Source organism: Bradyrhizobium sp. BR 1432 (genome assembly GCF_051547705.1).
GTDB lineage: Bacteria > Pseudomonadota > Alphaproteobacteria > Rhizobiales > Xanthobacteraceae > Bradyrhizobium > Bradyrhizobium zhanjiangense.
Genome location: NZ_JBPUGF010000003.1, coordinates 877,443 through 894,587 on the forward strand (window position 1 = coordinate 877,443; position 17,145 = coordinate 894,587).

A 17,145-nucleotide genomic window follows, 5' to 3' on the forward strand; every position below is an offset into this window, starting at 1 on the left:
GGCCGTCACCGGCCGGTTTAGCAGAACGCGTTTGGCAGATTTTGAAAGTTGCTGGTGCTGCCGCCCTCCTTGGCGGCAGCGCTCATGTGGGCGGTTGCGTCTAGAATGATGTCCGCAGCGCCTTTCTGGGCAGCATCCGCAGAAACTTGCGAAATATTGTCGGCCGCCTGACGGCAAGCATTCGGGGCACTGATTTGGTCGATCGTCTCTCGCAGTAAGGGCCGGTTCGAGCGCACGCGCCGGTCAACCTGTTCGGCCAGGGCCTTGAATCGTTCCTGGCCGCGTGCACACGCTTCAAGCTGCTGTGATTGCTGCAAATGAGGTGTGACGGTGAGGTGATAACGGGCGTGCAGCGCAACCGTCTCGGCGATCGTGCGGACGTCGGTGTCCAGACGTTCAAGTTGCCGATTTATCCGATCGAGCGCCTCATGAATGAGACCCTCGATGGGCGGCGCCGGATCAAGGAAGCGTTCAAGAGCGGCCTCCACCACCATGCTCTTGCCGAGGCCAGTGGCCACTTCGAGACGGCTGGCAATCTTCTCGGAAAGCAGGACGGTGATCTTTCTTGTTGCTGCACTATTTTGCTGCCCTATGCGCTCGGCAGCATCGGCCTTTTTCAACTTCGGCCCATTCGTTTCGTCGCCCGCTGTATCGAAGTCCATTACTCGGCTCTCCTCGGATACCAGAAAAGGTCCATCGCACCCATGACTGAGCGCGGCATGAAATCGGTTAGAAATGACAGTGATTGCCCCACCGATGATTGGACGACACAAAGGGTAGGAGGGCTGGCCGCTATCAATCGCGCGAAACTAAAAAGCGTAGTTTGGCGTAGCGAAAGAAAGGAACGGCGGGTTCGTGGGCTCGGAGTTGCGGGCCGTTCGCCCGCCTTTCCGTGCAGGCTACGTCCTTCAGAAGACTCCGCTCCTGCGCTTGACGACCACTAAAGTAGTGCATCGCAGCGCTCGCGTGCCTTCGCGCCGACGGCTACGATCGTGTCCCTGGGCGTGGTGTAACTGGCGGTGGGTCACCGCATTCGCCGGCCTGGGCCGGATCGGTCAGCTGGCGATTGCCGGGAAGCTGACGGCGGGATCATCGCCCAACGGCGCGATCGTTTCCAGTGTCATGTAGCGGCCGCGCTGGACCGCCCACTCGTCGTTCTGTTCAAGCAGGATGGCACCGACCAGACGGGTGATGGCATCCTCATTGGGGAAGATACCGACCACTTCGGTTCGCCGCTTGATCTCGCCGTTGACCCGTTCGAGCGGATTGGTCGAGTGCAGCTTGGCGCGGTGCGCGGCCGGGAAGCTCATGTAGGCGAGCACGTCGGTCTCGGCCTCATCGAGGAACGCCGCGAGCTTCGGCAGTTTGGGGCGTAGCTGATCAGCGATGCGCCGCCACTGCGCCCGTGCCGCTTCAGCGTCGTCCTGGGCAAAGGCGGTGGCAATGAAGGCGGAGACCACCCGCCGCCCGCTCTTGCCGGCATGCGCCAGCGCGTTGCGCATGAAGTGGACGCGGCAGCGTTGCCAGGTGGCGTTGAGAATCTTGCCGACCGTGGCTTTGATCCCCTCATGGGCATCGGAGACGACGAGCTTGACACCGCGCAGGCCACGGCGGGCCAGCTTGCGCAGGAACGCGGTCCAGAACGTCTCCGCCTCGGACGGGCCGACATCCATGCCGAGCACCTCGCGTCGGCCGTCGCCGTTGACCCCGACCGCGATGATCACCGCGACCGAGACGATGCGCCCATTCTGGCGGACCTTCACGTAGGTGGCGTCGATCCACAGATAGGGCCAGTCGCCCTCGATCGGGCGATTGAGGAAGGCCTTCACCTTGTCGTCGATCTCGCCGCACAGCCGCGACACCTGGCTCTTGGAGATGCCGCTCATGCCCATCGCCTGCACCAGATCGTCCACCGAGCGGGTCGAGACGCCCTGCACGTAGGCTTCCTGCACCACGGCCGTGAGCGCCTTCTCGGCCATCCGCCGCGGCTCGAGGAAGCCCGGGAAGTAGGAACCTTTGCGCAGCTTGGGGATGCGCAGCTCGACCGTGCCGGCACGGGTCTCCCAGCTCCGATCGCGGTAGCCATTGCGCTGGATCTGACGCTCCGAGCTCTTCTCGCCGTAAGCGGCCCCAGTCAGGCCCTCGACCTCCAGCTCCATCAGCCGGTGGGCGGCAAAGCCGATCATCTCGCGCAACAGATCGGCATCTGGGGTCTTCTCCACGAGCGCACGCAGGTTCATCATGTCGTCGGTCATCGGTGGTTCCTCGAATCAGGTTGGTGTCGCAACCCAAACCTTACCGACGAATCATCGGTGGCCACCCCCAAAGCCGCTCGCTCGCTACGGCGCTATGTGGGGCGCGCGTCGCGAGCGGCTTTGCTAATCAGCTACACCACTCCTTGGGACACGACCACGGCTACGCCATATCGATATCGGGCAAACAGGAACTCGCCGTGGACCAGAACCCGACGAAGAGGTTCGGCGGCTCGTTGGAAGAATGATGACGCGACGCGGCAACCACAACTTCTGCCCGTCCAACCGGACGTGACGACCTCCCTTTGCTCCGAATGCTGGGGGCAGGACCACAGACCTCTCAGGGTAAGACTCTTGCACCTTCGTGCCATCGGACGATGGACCTAACGTTTGGTGAAAACCGTCAAAAGCTCTCGAGTGCGAAATTTCTTAAGGAGGCCGCCTTAGAGGCGGCCTCTCACTTATTCAGAATATGAGTTTCCCAGTAATGGCAATTCTTGCCGCGGCGAGAGCGGGCCAGTGGGCCTAGCCGAAAGCGATGTCCGACTCTCGGACGCAGACTTTATGCGCCTGTACCTGATTTTCTTGTTGGATGCGTTGATAGCCGTAGTAGTTAAGGCTTGACCGTGCATTTCCGTTCGCAAGCCAAGCGCGTGCGAGTGAGGTCCTCGCGGTGGATACGGCGCTATCCACGTATTAATGGTGCCAATTACGAGGGCCTGTAAAGAACTCACCTCAAGTCATCGACCTGACACCGCTCCGGTCAAATCGCGCGATGTCTGGCGCACGGAAAAAGGCCGCCCCAAACGGGGCGGCCAGTGGTGTTCGTCGCGGGAGGAAAAATACGACGAACGAATTCAGTCTTACCCAACCGACACAGGCTGGTTACAGCTGCGGCTTTCTTCGATCAGACGGCACATCGCCGTCTGCATGCCCAAAGCCCATAAGCGCGCGCCTCGAAACTAACGCATGTCCGTTTGCCGCTGCACAGTAGCCACTTCTCGACGTTGATTGATGCAATGGTTCGCATATTGACGCTGAAATTCGGCGCAGAATACGTAATTTAAAAGATTTCCACTCGTGCTGGCGCTAGCTCTATCGGATTTCAGCGGCGCAAGCGCAACTCGCCGCGGCGCCCCAGATGCTCGCTTAATAACAGTCCCGAAGCCGCTCGCTTGCGGCCAGCCGGCCGCTTGTTGCCGCTTGAATCCGGCCACCGCTTTGTGTCGCACACCAGCCATCGCCTCACACACGAAATCACCTTCTCCTGAAGTCGATCTCTGGATCAAAACCTTCAGCACGCCTCGCTCGGCTCGGCGACACATCGCAAAGTTGTGAACTGCTACTGGCCAACTCGAGATTTGCATCCCCCCGTTCCGCGCCGATTCTGTTTGAACTTCAGCTATGTTGAACCTCGACTTCCTGTGCCTCTCCATTAAGCTGAATCTTAAGCCTGCGCCCCGGCTCAACGATCGAGGCCGCAGTGCCATCCCTACTCCCTAGCCTGCCGCAGAGATCCGGTCGAACTCGGTGGCTTGGCTCTCGAGCAGCCGCCTATAGATCCCGCCGGGTCGCCTCGTCAGGGCAGCATGCGTGCCCTGCTCGGCGATGATGCCGCGGTCAAACACCAGGATGCGGTCGAGGCCGCGCACTGTCGACAGGCGATGTGCGATCACGATCGAGGTGCGGCCCTTCATCAGCCGCTCCATCGCTTCTTGGATGAGGGCTTCCGATTCGGAGTCGAGGCTTGAGGTTGCCTCGTCCAGGATCAGCACCGGAGCGTCAGCTAGAAAGGCGCGCGCCAGCGCGATGCGCTGCCGCTCGCCGCCTGAGAGCTTGACACCGCGCTCACCTACCAGCGTGCCGTAACCCTTGCGCAGGCGTAAGATGAACTCGTGTGCATTGGCGAGCCGCGCCGCCCGCTCGATCGCTCCCATACCGGCTCCGGGCCGACCATAGGCAATGTTCTCAGCGAGGGAGCGGTGGAACAGGATCGGCTCCTGCTGCACGACGGCTATCTGGCTGCGGAGCGATTGCTGTGTGGCTAGAGCAATGTCCTGACCGTCGATCAGAATGCGGCCGCCCGAGACATCATAGAGACGCTGCACCAGCTTGATGAAGGTCGTCTTGCCGGAGCCGGAGTGACCGACCAGTCCGACCCGCTCACCGGCGCTTATATCAACCGATAGCTTGTCATAGAGCGGGACGCAATCAAGACCATACTGAAAAGTGACGTCGTCGAATACGATCTCGCCGCCTTCAATCGCGATCGGCTTGGCATCCGGCACGTCCACGACCCCGATCGGCTCGTCGTGGAGCGCGACGAGCTCCTCCATGTCGTTGACCGAGCGCTGGAGGTTGTTAATGTACAGGCCGACCTCGCGCAGATACGCGTGGATAACGTAGTAGCTGGTCAGCACATAGGCGACGTCGCCCGGCGAGGCGAGCCCCGCCATCCACAGCAGCAGCGAGCCGCCGATCACTGACGTCCGCAGGCACAACAGGATGGAGAGCTGAGCCATGGCGGCGCAGTTGTAGCGCTGCCAGGTTCGCAGAAACCGCACCCGCCAGCGCTTGATGGTGCGGGCGAGCCGCGCATCCTCGCGCTCTTCCGCGCCGAATGATTTTACCACCGCATTGCAAGTCAGCGCATCGGCTAGCGTGCCGCCGATCTTGGTATCCCACGCGTTGGAGACTCGAGCGGCGGGCGCAATATAGCGGACCGCGAACATCAATGTCACGGCGACATAGATTTCCGCACCAATCGCGATCACGCCGCCCAGTACACTCCAATGCAGCCCGAGCAGGATCATCGAACCGACCAGGACCGTCAGGGACGGCAACAGGGATATCAGGATGGTAGTGTTGAGCAGATCGAGGGCCCACATGCCGCGCGTGATCTTCCGAACGCTCGATCCGGCGAAAGAGTTGGTGTGCCAATCGGTTGAGAACCGCTGGACTCGCATGAAGGCCTCGCGCGCCACGTCCGACATCGTCTTGAGCGTGAACGGAACGATTGCTTGCAGACCTATGAGGCGCAGGATCATCGAAACCAGGCCAAGTGCGACGATACCGCCGAAGGCGGCCAGCGCCGCATGTCGCGCGGCGTTGTTGTAAGGGCCTGACGTCAATGCGTCGACGAGATGGCCCGAGTATAACGGCATGAACAGGTCGGCCGCCGTTGCACCCAGGAAGCCAACCAGCACAAGAGCGGCGCGGTAGGGCTGGAGCAGCCAGTGACGGAAAACGAACGGAATCACCGCGCGGATCGCGATAGGACGTTTGTCAACCAGATCGGTCATGCCGCAATCCGAAGATGCCCAGCGGGCGAGTCGGCGCCATCTGAATTGACCCCGCATCACAAAGGCGCGATCGAGCAGCGCAATTCGCCCCGCATTCCTCATCTAAGCGAAGTGCTCGGCGCAAACCGTCGAAGCCGCCGAAACAAGGGACCCTAGGTTTCCAACGAAGCTTCCTCTCATGCCAACGAGAACGACCCGCCTCTTGTGTTACAAGCCCGAAGAATTCGCTCACAATGCCAATCCTGCTCGAGAAAGACCTCTCCTTCGAACAGTAGCCGGAGAGCAGGCCCGGCACGGTAACCTGCCCGTTTGCTCGAGAACGTTTGCGTGCATGTAAGCTGTCGGCGACCAAAAAGAGAGCCCAGTATCGTGTCCCAGGGAATGAAACGATCGCAATTTCATGATTGCAGGTGAGAAGGCAGCAGGGCCCATCGGATTCGGCGCGGCCATATTGATGTTAGATCCCGAAGACACGGGGGACGCACATGAAATGCCACGTGCCCGTCACCTCAATCAATTGCCAAGCCTAGTAGTTGACCTCGGCGCGAAAGGAGCACCTTTCGTGGACAGCAGGCGTAGAATTAATCGCTTCACGCGCCGGCTAAACAGTCAAACTCAAAGCGCGCTTCCATTCCGCTGGCATCGAGAGAGCTTTGATTCGCACGTATGGTAATATCGTATGTTGCCCTCATAGGCTCGACCCTACGTTCCGCAATGCCGGTAACATTTCTCGTGGCCCCATTGACTGATGGATAGTCGCCGCGACGCAGGACAGATGTTGTTGCAACGATCAGATACTCACTCAACACCAACCATGCGTTCCTTCTCGAAAGAGGAACCACAAACATCGAGATGAGCGGGACTCCTTTCTCGGCACCAAAGCGCCCTGCTTCACTTTCAATCAAGGCAGCGGGAGGTGAGCCATGCGCGTGAATGATCTACAGCGCTTGAGCTTCAGCGCGTCGCGCTTATGCCCCATTATTTTGAGATGATGTATCAGTGACCCGCATGAGGGGCGCAAATCGCGCGGCCTCCATCGAGATCTCCTATTTTGGACACCGAGAGGGCCGTGAAAGTGAACAATTCGACGAAGATAGAGGATCCCCATTCTGCGATCCCCGACGGCAGGGTCCTGGAAGTAACTACGACCACGGGCTGTGTCGTCGGATGTTCTTATTGTCCGCAGGACAAGTTTGCCCTTCGGCAACGAGCTGTATCTGGTGCAAAGCATCTTCGTCTCGACGATTTCAAGAAATGTTTGGCGCGCGTACCAACCATTGTCGACATCAGCTTTGCGGGCTACTCGGAACCGTGGCTCAATCCAGCTTGCACCGATATGGTTGAGCATGCCTACGCATCAGGCCACGGCATCCGGGTCTCGACAACGCTTGTAGGAATGAACGGGCGGGATCTGCGACGGCTGCAAGCCCTACATTTCCGGGTCTTCTTAGTCCATGTCTTCGATGACGGCAGCTACATGAACAGCCGCCTCGTCAGAGGCGAGTATGTCGATTTGGTGCGTCAACTTGTCGAGGCCGACATTTCCTCGATGCTATTCATGGTCGTGGGCGACGTTCATCCTGATCTCGTCGAGATAATCCCCGAGAAGGCGCTGGTTCGCTCACGCCCCCACAGCGCAGAAGTCCATCCTGACATCGTTGAAGCAGGGCATTCAATCGCAGGCGCCGTGACATGTGCTGACGAACGATACCATCGCAATCTTCTTCTCCCAAACGGCGACGTTACTCTTTGCTGCATGGATTTTGAGCGACGCCACGTCTTAGGCAATCTTCTCCGCGACGAGTATAAAGATCTCTTCGAAGGACCAGCTTTTGGTGAAATTTCCGCTCGCATGGCCGGAAAAGAGGGTTTTTTGCTTTGCCGGATGTGTGAATCTGCCGGATCGAAAGCAGCTAAATGCTGACGTGTAGGTATTTGGGCGAACCTGCGCGAAGCTAGGCACGGAATATTGGCTGTATCCTGCTGAGCTGGTCCGCAGTTCCTTGCCCGGCTCGGCGCATATCACCCACCGTGTCGCAAATTCATCAGACAATCGATCACTGAATTACGAACATCAATATCTGCAAGAACTCGCGTCTTTCTGCAGAGTAACCCAACGCGCATCTTTTGGCATACTCGCGGACGTACACCACGCTGAGCAAACATTCTACGCCGAGCTATTTGCACTGAAGCTTTCAGTCTCGGACGTCGTCTCCCTATCTGAACGGGCGGTTTGCGGCAGGATAGCCGCCTACACTCACGCGGAGTTAGATCGGCTCTAATCGGAGCCCAGTGCCGAAGGGATCGACCTGAACCTGCTCTCGCCAAACTTGTCGAGGCTACGACAGAGCCTGCGTACTTTGCTTTTAGACCTCCAACCATCCCGCAGGAGTTATTCCGGGCATGCAGCTGATCTTCGGGCAATCCTCCGGAAGTCGCCTGCCAAAATCATACGAAGCTAGCAACGTCACACTGCAGTACCGTCTACATACGGCATCGCAATGTGTAGCGCCAACGGTCATGCCCGTTGCGAGTAGACGCCTCTCACTGAGGCCGAACCTCATTTATTGCACGAGCCGCAAGGAGGGCTCCGAAAGTAACCCGGCCACTTGGCCTCATGGTACGCGCCTTGCAGTCATGATCCTTTTGAGTTGTGTTGAACCCCTGCACCACTGTTTTTGGGCTTCCCATTCGAGATAAGAATGAAATGGGGGGTCTAAACGCTGCGGCTGCCGGTGCTTCATCAGCAAACCAGACGCCAAGTGCTTCCGAGATACTGGTCTCTCAATATTCGATCCGTTCGCCACTTCAGACGTTCTTGAACATATCAATGCGATCGCGCGCAAAGGGCTTGAATCGTACGGAACGTCATATTGTACGAGTCTCAAGGTAGGTTGCGACGTCTGACCAGGACGAACGTTCACGCTGGCGGTGGCTGTTCTCACAGCCGTCTCGACCTACCCAAATGATGGACATCGCCATGATGGATGGTTGATGTTTTTGTCGCAGGTGGGACAATGACGTCCAACGCCGTTGATGTGTGCGTAGTCGGCAGTGGTGCCAGTGGCTCGATAGTTGCCCACGAGATCGCCCGAAATGGATTCCAGGTGCTCGTCCTCGAAGCAGGCCAGGCGCTTCCTGCCGGCGCTTCATTGAAGAGTGTCCAACGTGGTTTTGGTAACGCCCTGGTGCGCTCTCCGTCCGGGACATTGATCCCGCGAGGCCGTCCCTGGACTGTATCGGCACTGGGCGGCGGCATGACGCTGTACGCCGGGATCGCATTCCGCTGTCGCGCCGTCGACTTCGATGCACGAGCGCATGTTGCCGCGGACGCGCTCGACCCGGTCTGGCCTTTCGGTTACGGCGAACTGCGCCCCTATTACGAAGAGCTTGAGCGGCGGATGGGGGTTGCCCGATTGGCCGGCGCTGATCCACTCGAGCCGCCCAGCGATCCCGCCCTGCTGCCGCCGCACAAATATAGCCTGCAGGGCAGTCTGATCGCCACTGCGGGACGACGCCTGGGCCGGTTGCCGTTCCCGACACCGCTCGCGATCAACTCGGTCCCCTATCGCGGTCAAGCGGCCTGTGACCGGTGTGGCCCGTGCAACGAACACCTCTGTCCAAGCGGCGCGCGCGCCGATGCGCGCTCGCCATTCACGGATGTGTCACTGCCGTGCGGCGCCCTAACGGTTGCCTCAGGCAGCAAGGCTGTGCATATCGAGCTTGGCAGCGTCAGCCGCGTCGCCTCAGTGGAGTGGCTGGACACTGTCATCCAACAACGCGCTCGGGTCCGCGCCCGCTGCGTAGTGCTCGCTGGCAACGCGATCCAGTCTGCCGGCTTGCTGCTAAGATCCGCGCAGCCCGCCGCACCTCGCGGTATCGGCAACTCCACCGGCATGGTCGGCAGCGGCATCTGCTTCAAAATCAGCGGCTACGTGTCTGGCACCATTATGATGGATCGCTTGCCGTCGCATCCGCCCGGCGGTCCGTTCTCCACCGTTGCGATGACCGATCACTACCTCGACGCGGACGCGCCATCCGGCTTAGGCGGACTTCTGTACGAAGCCAGCCCGGCAGAGCGCGAGGTCAGCGGCGGGAAGCTTAAGTTAAGAGTGCATTTCCTGGCGGCCGATCAGCCCATGCGGAGCAACGCCGTTCGATTGGCGAACAGTCGCGATCGATTGGGTCTGCCGAAGATCATTCTCGAATACAAGACCCATCCACTGGACAAGAGCCGATTGGACTATTTGTCCCGTCGCGCCTCGGACTTGCTTGCCGAGGCAGGCGTAAAAAAGATCAAGTACGAGGATTCCAACTATCAATTAGGTAGTGGTCATCTGCATGGCGGCTGTCGAGCAGGGATTGATCCGAAGGAATCGGTGGTTGACCGCTGGGGTCGCGTGCACGACATCGACAATCTCTATGTCGCGGACGGCGGATTTTTCCCCTACCCCAGCGGCGTCAACCCGACCTTCACCATTCAGGCAAACGCGCTACGGATCGCTCGGAGAATCATTACGCAGCTTGCCTGAGCAGGCTGTGACCGGAGAATTGTTGATGTTCACCAGCCCCCCTAATGCCACGGTGGTCGCGAGGGATACGCACAGATCCGCATTGCGCCGCGCTTTGCGGGTTACTGCGTCGGAAAAGTGGGACCTCAATCGGCGTTTTCCGGTCGTGATGAGCCGTGCCTCCGGTGCGCATGTCTGGGATGTCGAGGGAAGACGATACGTCGATCTCACCTCCTGCAGCGGGGCTGCGCCGCTTGGAGCCGGATACGAACCGGTCGTCGATCACGTGGCCTCGGAAATGCGCCGCACCGGCGGGATCCTGCCCGGGCCCTTGTCGGAGCACCGGGTCGAGTTGGCGGAGCGGCTCGCCAAGATATTCCCGCTCGCGCAACGCTCGATATTTTTCCGCACCGGCTCCTGCGCCACGACCGCCGCAGTCCGCCTCGCTCGCGCGCACACGGGTGTGAACCTTGTGCTGACCAGCGGATATCACGGTTGGCACGACTGGCACTTGCAGGACCGTCCCCCGATGGGGCTAGCTGATCGGGACCGGGACAGTGTCGACTTCCAATATGATTTGAGATTGCTCGACAAGTTTGCCCGCGCGCAACGCGTCGCTGCGGTGATCGTCACACCCGAAGTCAACTTCTTCCCACCCGAATATCACCGGGAATTGCAGAATATGGTGCACCGCTACGGTGCCCTGCTCATCCTCGACGAAGTGATGACGGGGTTCCGCTATGGCCTCGGCGGCTATCATACCGCGATCGGGCTTGCGCCCGACCTGATCACACTCAGCAAGGGGCTTGCCAATGGCATGGCGCTGTCGGCAGTGGCTGGCCGCGCAGACGTGCTCAACGCAGCCGAAAAGACCTACCTGGGCAACACCTATCAACGCGAGATCACGCCTTTCGCGGCCGCGCTGAGCACGCTGGATGCGCTGCGCGATGGCGCCTCGCTCGCTCGGATGCGCCAGGTTGGCGAGCAACTCATCAACGGCCTCAACCAGATCTTCGCCAGCCAGGGGGTTCAAGCGCGCGCATTCGCATGGCCAACCATGTTCGATGTCGTGTTTGCCAACCCAGACCTTGGTCACGCTTTCTTTCAGGAGATGTGGTCGCGCGGCTTCCTCATGCAGTACGGCGGCCGGTTCATGCCGTCCGCGGCCTTGTCCGATGCCGACGTGCGGGCCGCGATTGAAGCCGCCGGTCACGCCTTGCTGGCGGTCGAGAGGCGGGCAGAGACCATTGGCTACGATCCGGATCCAATCGCAGCTGCGGTGCGGTTCGCAAGTGACCATTTCCTCGCCACGCCGGATTCCGTTCGGCGTTGGTTCACCGCGCCGAGCCACCCATGAACACCAGCAATCGAACAGGAGACACTCCCATGTCCGAGGCCGACGCGTTCTCTACCTCGCCGGTTCTGCTCGGCGGCGAAAACCGATCCGGTACCACATTGCTGAGCGTCGTACTGGACTCTCATGCCGATCTGGTGGTGGGGCCGGAGATCGACTTCCTGGAACCGTTGAACCTCGGCTCGCACATTCTGGAAGCGACCGATCTCCTCGAAGCCAGGGATCCCCGGGTTACGGGCAAGACCAAAAGCTTGATTGACCCGTTCTGGTATGATGGCGCGCACTTCGTCGTGCAGTGCCAGCGGTTCGGCCTGACCTTGGATGATGTGCGCAAGCTCGTCACCAAGGTGATGGCGGAGTCAGAGAGTGACATCGTTTCATTCGCCGACAGATGCAGGCTGATTAATGAGATCGGCGAGTTCCGAAGGGCACAAACCGGGGCAAGGCGATGGGGACTGAAGCTGCAACGCAAGATCACCCAAATCGGCATCTTTGCCCAGCTGTGGCCGCATGCGCATTTTGTACACATTGTAAGGGATGGCCGCGACCTTGCCGCCTCGCATTTGAAAACGGTGCCCGACTGGGGTTACCAGACCGTGGCAGACGCTGCGCAAGGCTGGCTTGAAGTCGTATCTCTGCCGCATCTCCTCGCGCCACCGGAGCGTTATCTTGAGGTGCGCTATGAGGATCTAGTAACTCACCCCCGTCCCAGCCTGATGCAGATTTTGGATCACCTGCAACTACCCTGGGACGAAGCCGTGCTGCGCCACGCCGAACATGAGCACGCACTGTTCGAAAGCCCGCACGGCCACCCGGCAGCCGAGTCCGCGGGCAAACCGCTGCACGCTGGCCGCCTTGGCCGCTTCAGGCAGGATCTGACGCTCACGGAAGTCGCGGAATTCGAGCGGATCGCGGGCGGCGAATTGGCCCGGTTGGGCTATCTGTCGGCCTCGAGCTCGGCCATCGACGCATGAATCCCACCCATATCTCCACCCCGCCTCGCGGATTGCCGCGCGGCTACCTATGGCTGCTCGTCGGGCGTACGGTGTCGGAATTGGGATCCGAAGTGACGGTGCTGGCGCTACCGCTGACGGCGATCACTCTGCTGGGAGCGGGTCCGGGACAGACCGGGTTGCTGCTCGCCTGCGGTCGGGCGCCGTACCTCGTAATTGGCCTGATTGCCGGGGTGATCGTGGACCGCCTCCCACACCGATGCATCCTGTTGACTGCCAATTTAGTGATGGCCCTAACGCTCGCAACGATTCCGCTGCTCGCCAGCCTTGGCCAACTTGGAATGGTCCAACTTTATATGGCAACCACGCTTGTCGGGACGGCTGCGGTGATCGCCGAGGTCGCGTATCTGGCGTGCGTGCCAACCGTCGTGGATCGGGCTCGACTCGTCAGAGCGCAGAGTTCCTGGCAGCTCAGCAGATCTTGCGTCGTGACCATCGGTCCGTTCCTGGCAGGTTGGCTGGTCAGCGCGTTCTCCGCGCCAACCGCGATTCTCGCCGACTCGGCCTCCTTCGTGCTGGCCACTCTCTTGCTGCCGCTGGTGCCGGCCCGCGCGGCCGAGCCGACGCCAGCTAGATCGAGCTCGGTAATTGGTCAGATCGCGGAAGGACTGACGGCCGTGTTTGGCAACCCGATGCTGCGGGCGGTTACGTTGGCGACCGGCAGCTTCATCTTCTGCTACAACGCTTACTCTGCGGTTTTTGTGCTTTACCTGACCCAACATCTTGGTTTGGACGGTTGGACGACGGGCTTGGTTCTCAGCATCGGCGCGCTGGGTGGTATTGGGGGCGCGGTCACCGCAGCATGGGCCGGCCGCGTGATCGGCGTCGGGCCGGTATTGATGGTTACCTTGGCGCTCAGCGCCGCGGGCATGACTCTGGCAGCGCTGTTCACACAGCCGCGGTCGGCGGCAGTCATTTGCGTGGCGCTGTCCCAGTTCATACTGTCGTTTGGTCAAGAGATCTACAACGTGCACCAAGTCTCCGTTCGATACGCGCTGGCGCCGCCTCGGGCGCTGGGCCGCGTCAACGCGAGCATTCGGAGCCTGGTGTGGGGGCTTGCGCCGCTGGGCGCCCTACTTGGCGGCGCAGTCGGGGCCGGACCTGGACTGCGCACTGCGCTACTGGCCAGCAGCGCGCTGGCCGTCGCCTCCGTGCTATGGATCTGGCTATCGCCCCTGCGCCGCACCCACAGCTTGCATCTGTGATACCAGGAATCGACAGCCGCGAATGAGTATAACGCCCCAAGCTCGGCGCGTCGAACTACGGAATACTCTAAAGAAGAACGTTGGATCCGGCGGGACTGGCCGGTCCCGATCCACCATAGGACTGGGCCCATGACGCGAGTCACTTTCTTTGAGCAGCGTCCGGCCAAGCTGTGAACTCCATCTCAAATCTGCGAGACCCGATGGGCTTGGTCGTGAATTTCACCGTCTTTCCTGACAGAGCCGCGAGAGAGCCGGATGCGAACTTAAACACGGTCTTACCAGAAGCTGCGATGCCGGCAGCCCTGTTGCCTTCCATGACCGAGGAGCCGTCCCCTCCAAGAGCTGACCAACCGCATATCCTTCAAGCGCGCGATGAACGTCGAGGGAAGCCAAGTACGTCCCTTTCTCACTGTCCCACTCGCTGACCGATATGGCCGTGATTCCCGCGTCCCTCAACAACCCATCTTTGACGCGGCAGGTGTATTGAAGGCTGACAATAACGTGCCCATTCCGATCACCTACCGGCTCTCGATCGGTTCCGTCTATGGTGCATTCGTAGCGCCGGACTGAGTCCGCAGGCGCAACTCGAGTCAGCCCGAGCAAAGCGAAAGCAGAACATAGTACAATAATGCGAAGCGGTTGCTTCATTTGCCGATGCTTTCGCGGACATGCCTTCGTAAATCTGTACAACTTGACGCGACGGCCAATTCAAGCTCCTTCGATGTCTCGCCGCGTGGGTGCTACTCATGCTGACCGCGGTCGTTTTCGGCGACAGGGCGGCCGAGACGCACGGCAAGTGCTTAGCTGCAGTGAAAGTTTGATGTTGCTGACACCAGCACCAGACGTCCTTCGAGCACGGGATTGGTGCAGACTAAAAATGCCCCGCGAACTTACGCGGGACCGGACTTCTCCGGCCCTTCATCGCTTGGCTGTACGTCCGAGCTAACCTCCTTGGCAAAACTCTGTCCCTTTGCCAAGCGTCGGCCTAATGCTTCGACGAATGAATCGTAGCGCTCGCGTCCTTTGGCCTGGGCTGCTGGTTGCGCCGTGTCAGGCAAAGGCGGAGTCGCCGTCAGCCAAAAGCGAACGAACAGGGCTAGCGCTTCGTTCGAAATCGTGACGTGGCGTTCAAGCCGCTCGATTTGGCGGGTCAGTCGGTCCAAACGGCGGCTGAGCGCTGCCTCCATTCGCTCAGAACTGTCTGGCGACAAGAACGTCGATAACGCCGTCTCTACAACGAGAGCCTGAGCCACTCGCTTGCGGCTGGCATAGTCAGCAAGCTGAACAGCGAGATCCGGCGGCAGACGAAAAGTATGCTTTGTACGCATGTCCTCAACTCAGAGATCGAGACCGTCGCCCGGATCCATTGCCGCCTGACGCGCAAGGCCCGACGCCTGCTTACGAAGAACGCCGGCGCGCTGGACCTCATCGTCACCCTCCTCATCGGCAAACTCGAACTCTGCCCTTTCCGTGCTGCGGTCCATCTCCACCTCCTCGTGCTGGTCGAGCTCCGGTTCGCGCCGAATGCCGCCATTAGCGGGATCACTGCTGGACGTCGTGTGGTCTGTGGGACGCTTCTGATTGGCCCCTGAGGCGACAGGCGAAGGCAGCCTGCTCCAATCGTCGGGAGGCGACTTCATGCCATCTTCACTGTTACCGGGCCGAGCTGGAGGGAGTACCCGTTCACGCAGTCGTGGATCTTCGTAATAGCGCGCCTTCTTGGCTCGGATCGGCGGGCAGCCCGAGACCAACACGAGTTCATCGTCCGACGGCAACTGCATGACTTCGCCGGGGGTCAACAGGGGTCGCGCCGTTTCTTGCCTGGACACCATCAGGTGCCCCAGCCAAGGGCTTAACCTGTGACCAGCATAGTTTTTCATGGCGCGCAGTTCGGTCGACATTCCGAGCGCTTCTGAGACCCGTCTTGCGGTTCTTTCGTCGTTCGTCGCGAATGCGACGCGGACATGACAATTATCGAGAATGGAATTATTGGGGCCGTAGGCCTTTTCGAGCCTGATTCAGGGATTGGGCGATTAAGAAACTCTTCAGGCCATAACCCGCCATGAATGCTAGCGCCGATTCGAAGAAGTCGAGCCGGCCCAAAGCAGGGAACTCGTCAAGCATCAGCAGCACACGATGCTGGCGTGCCGCGGCGTGGAGATCTTCTGTGAGCCGCCGTCCGATCTGGTTGAGGATCAACCGCACAAGCGGCTTGGTCCGGCTGATATCCGAGGGCGGCACGACCAGATAGAGCGTTGTCGGTCGCTTTGCCTCCACGAAATCGCGAATACGCCAATCGCTGCAGCGCGTGACCCGCGCCACGACCGGATCGCGGTACAGCCCGAGGAAAGACATCGCGGTCGAAAGCACGCCGGAGCGCTCATTTTCGCTCTTGTTCAGAAGCTCGCGCGCTGCGGACGCAATGACGGGATGCGGACCGGCGTCGCCGAGGTGCGGCGTTGTCATCATCGCGCGCAGCGTCGCCTCGATGGGACGCTTGGGGTCCGAAAGAAAGTTGGCGACGCCCGCCAATGTCTTGTCCGGCTCGGCGTAAAGCACGTGCAGGATGCCGCCAACCAGGAGCGAGTGGCTTGTCTTTTCCCAGTGACTGCGTCGTTCGAGTGCACCTTCAGGGTCCACCAGGACGTCCGCGATGTTCTGGACATCCCGAACCTCCCATTCTCCCCGACGGACCTCGAGCAGTGGATTGTAAGCCGCAGAGTTTCGGTTCGTCGGGTCGAATAGCAGGACGCGTCCATACGCAGAGCGAAAACCGGACGTCAGACTCCAGTTCTCGCCCTTGATGTCGTGGACGATGCAACTACCCGGCCAGGTCAGAAGGGTGGGAACGACGAGGCCGACACCCTTGCCCGATCGCGTAGGCGCAAAGCAGAGTACGTGCTCAGGCCCATTGTGCCTGAGATAGCTGTGATCAAACCGCCCGAGGATGACGCCATCCGGCCCGGTAAGCTGCGCTGATCGAAGTTCGGAAGCCAGCGCCCAACGTGCAGAGCCGTAGGTTGCGGCCGTCTTCGCCTCTTGGGCTCGCCAGACCGACATGGCAAAAGCAACTACAATCGAAATGATGCCACCCGAAGCTGCGATGCAGGCTCCCTCAGTGAATATCACTGGCGCATAGGCATCGTAGGCATACCACCACCAGAAAAACGCGGGAGGCAGGTACACGGGCTTCCCATGCCCGAGCTCAAACCACGGCTGCCCGAGCTGCGGCTGGAAACCGAGCTTCCAGGCAACCCACTCCGTCGCCGCCCAGGTGGTCATGAGCACGATGGCAAGGACAAGGGTGATTTGGCCCCAAAGGACCTTCGTCGAAGACATGACAAATGTTCATCGACCCTGCCAGCCTTGACCACAAGGCTAGATTTGAGCGAGCGTAGAAATGGTGGCTGTAGCGTAAGTACAGGATGATCTTGGACTTGAAGCTCCGGGGAATCCGCCAGCTATTCCTTGTCCTCGGATGCAATTTTTCCCTGCTGTTGTGGCGGCA

Annotated in this window: 10 protein-coding genes and 1 pseudogene; 5 read left to right on the forward strand and 6 right to left on the reverse strand. The window is 60.2% G+C overall.

Going from position 1 to position 17,145, the window contains the following annotated elements; translation table 11 throughout:
* Nucleotides 1-17 precede the first annotated feature (17 nt).
* From ACSKB8_RS04215 to ACSKB8_RS04230, 4 genes are all read right to left on the reverse strand, one after another.
* A complete protein-coding gene (locus tag ACSKB8_RS04215) occupies nucleotides 18-662 on the reverse strand; it encodes a hypothetical protein (protein WP_438102713.1) in 645 nt (214 codons plus the stop codon).
* 393 nt (nucleotides 663-1,055) lie between these two features.
* Nucleotides 1,056-2,255 carry an IS256 family transposase gene (locus tag ACSKB8_RS04220; RefSeq protein ID WP_438102715.1) on the reverse strand — a complete coding sequence of 400 codons (1,200 nt, stop codon included), beginning with the start codon at nucleotides 2,253-2,255 and terminating at the stop codon, nucleotides 1,056-1,058.
* A gap of 959 nt (nucleotides 2,256-3,214) precedes the next feature.
* Entirely contained in the window at nucleotides 3,215-3,553 is a 339-nt protein-coding gene (locus ACSKB8_RS04225) for a hypothetical protein (RefSeq protein ID WP_438102717.1), read from the reverse strand.
* A 198-nt stretch (nucleotides 3,554-3,751) separates the two neighbouring features.
* Nucleotides 3,752-5,554, reverse strand: a complete 1,803-nt coding sequence (locus tag ACSKB8_RS04230) for an ABC transporter ATP-binding protein (RefSeq protein ID WP_438102719.1) — start codon at nucleotides 5,552-5,554, stop codon at nucleotides 3,752-3,754.
* Nucleotides 5,555-6,623: 1,069 nt separating this feature from the next.
* Here ACSKB8_RS04230 and ACSKB8_RS04235 point away from each other — a divergent pair.
* The 5 genes from ACSKB8_RS04235 (at nucleotide 6,624) to ACSKB8_RS04255 (ending at nucleotide 13,637) form a co-directional block, all read left to right on the forward strand.
* The gene (locus tag ACSKB8_RS04235) at nucleotides 6,624-7,478 is read left to right on the forward strand and encodes an SPASM domain-containing protein (RefSeq protein WP_438102721.1); all 855 of its coding nucleotides are present in this window, start codon (nucleotides 6,624-6,626) and stop codon (nucleotides 7,476-7,478) included.
* Nucleotides 7,479-8,571: 1,093 nt separating this feature from the next.
* Entirely contained in the window at nucleotides 8,572-10,086 is a 1,515-nt protein-coding gene (locus ACSKB8_RS04240) for an FAD-dependent oxidoreductase (RefSeq protein ID WP_438102722.1), read from the forward strand.
* A gap of 25 nt (nucleotides 10,087-10,111) precedes the next feature.
* The gene (locus ACSKB8_RS04245; protein WP_438102724.1) at nucleotides 10,112-11,422 is read left to right on the forward strand and encodes an aminotransferase class III-fold pyridoxal phosphate-dependent enzyme; all 1,311 of its coding nucleotides are present in this window, start codon (nucleotides 10,112-10,114) and stop codon (nucleotides 11,420-11,422) included.
* 29 nt (nucleotides 11,423-11,451) lie between these two features.
* Entirely contained in the window at nucleotides 11,452-12,393 is a 942-nt protein-coding gene (locus tag ACSKB8_RS04250; protein WP_438102726.1) for a sulfotransferase family protein, read from the forward strand.
* Nucleotides 12,390-13,637 (forward strand): MFS transporter, encoded by a 1,248-nt coding sequence (locus ACSKB8_RS04255; protein ID WP_438102727.1) that lies wholly within the window; start codon nucleotides 12,390-12,392, stop codon nucleotides 13,635-13,637. The genes ACSKB8_RS04250 and ACSKB8_RS04255 overlap by 4 nt, the downstream gene beginning before the upstream one ends.
* An 890-nt stretch (nucleotides 13,638-14,527) precedes the next feature.
* Here ACSKB8_RS04255 and ACSKB8_RS04260 read toward each other — a convergent pair.
* Nucleotides 14,528-14,965 (reverse strand): CopG family transcriptional regulator, encoded by a 438-nt coding sequence (locus ACSKB8_RS04260; RefSeq protein WP_438102729.1) that lies wholly within the window; start codon nucleotides 14,963-14,965, stop codon nucleotides 14,528-14,530.
* 9 nt (nucleotides 14,966-14,974) lie between these two features.
* Nucleotides 14,975-16,976, reverse strand: a pseudogene (locus ACSKB8_RS04265) (conjugal transfer protein TraG).
* Nucleotides 16,977-17,145 lie beyond the last annotated feature (169 nt).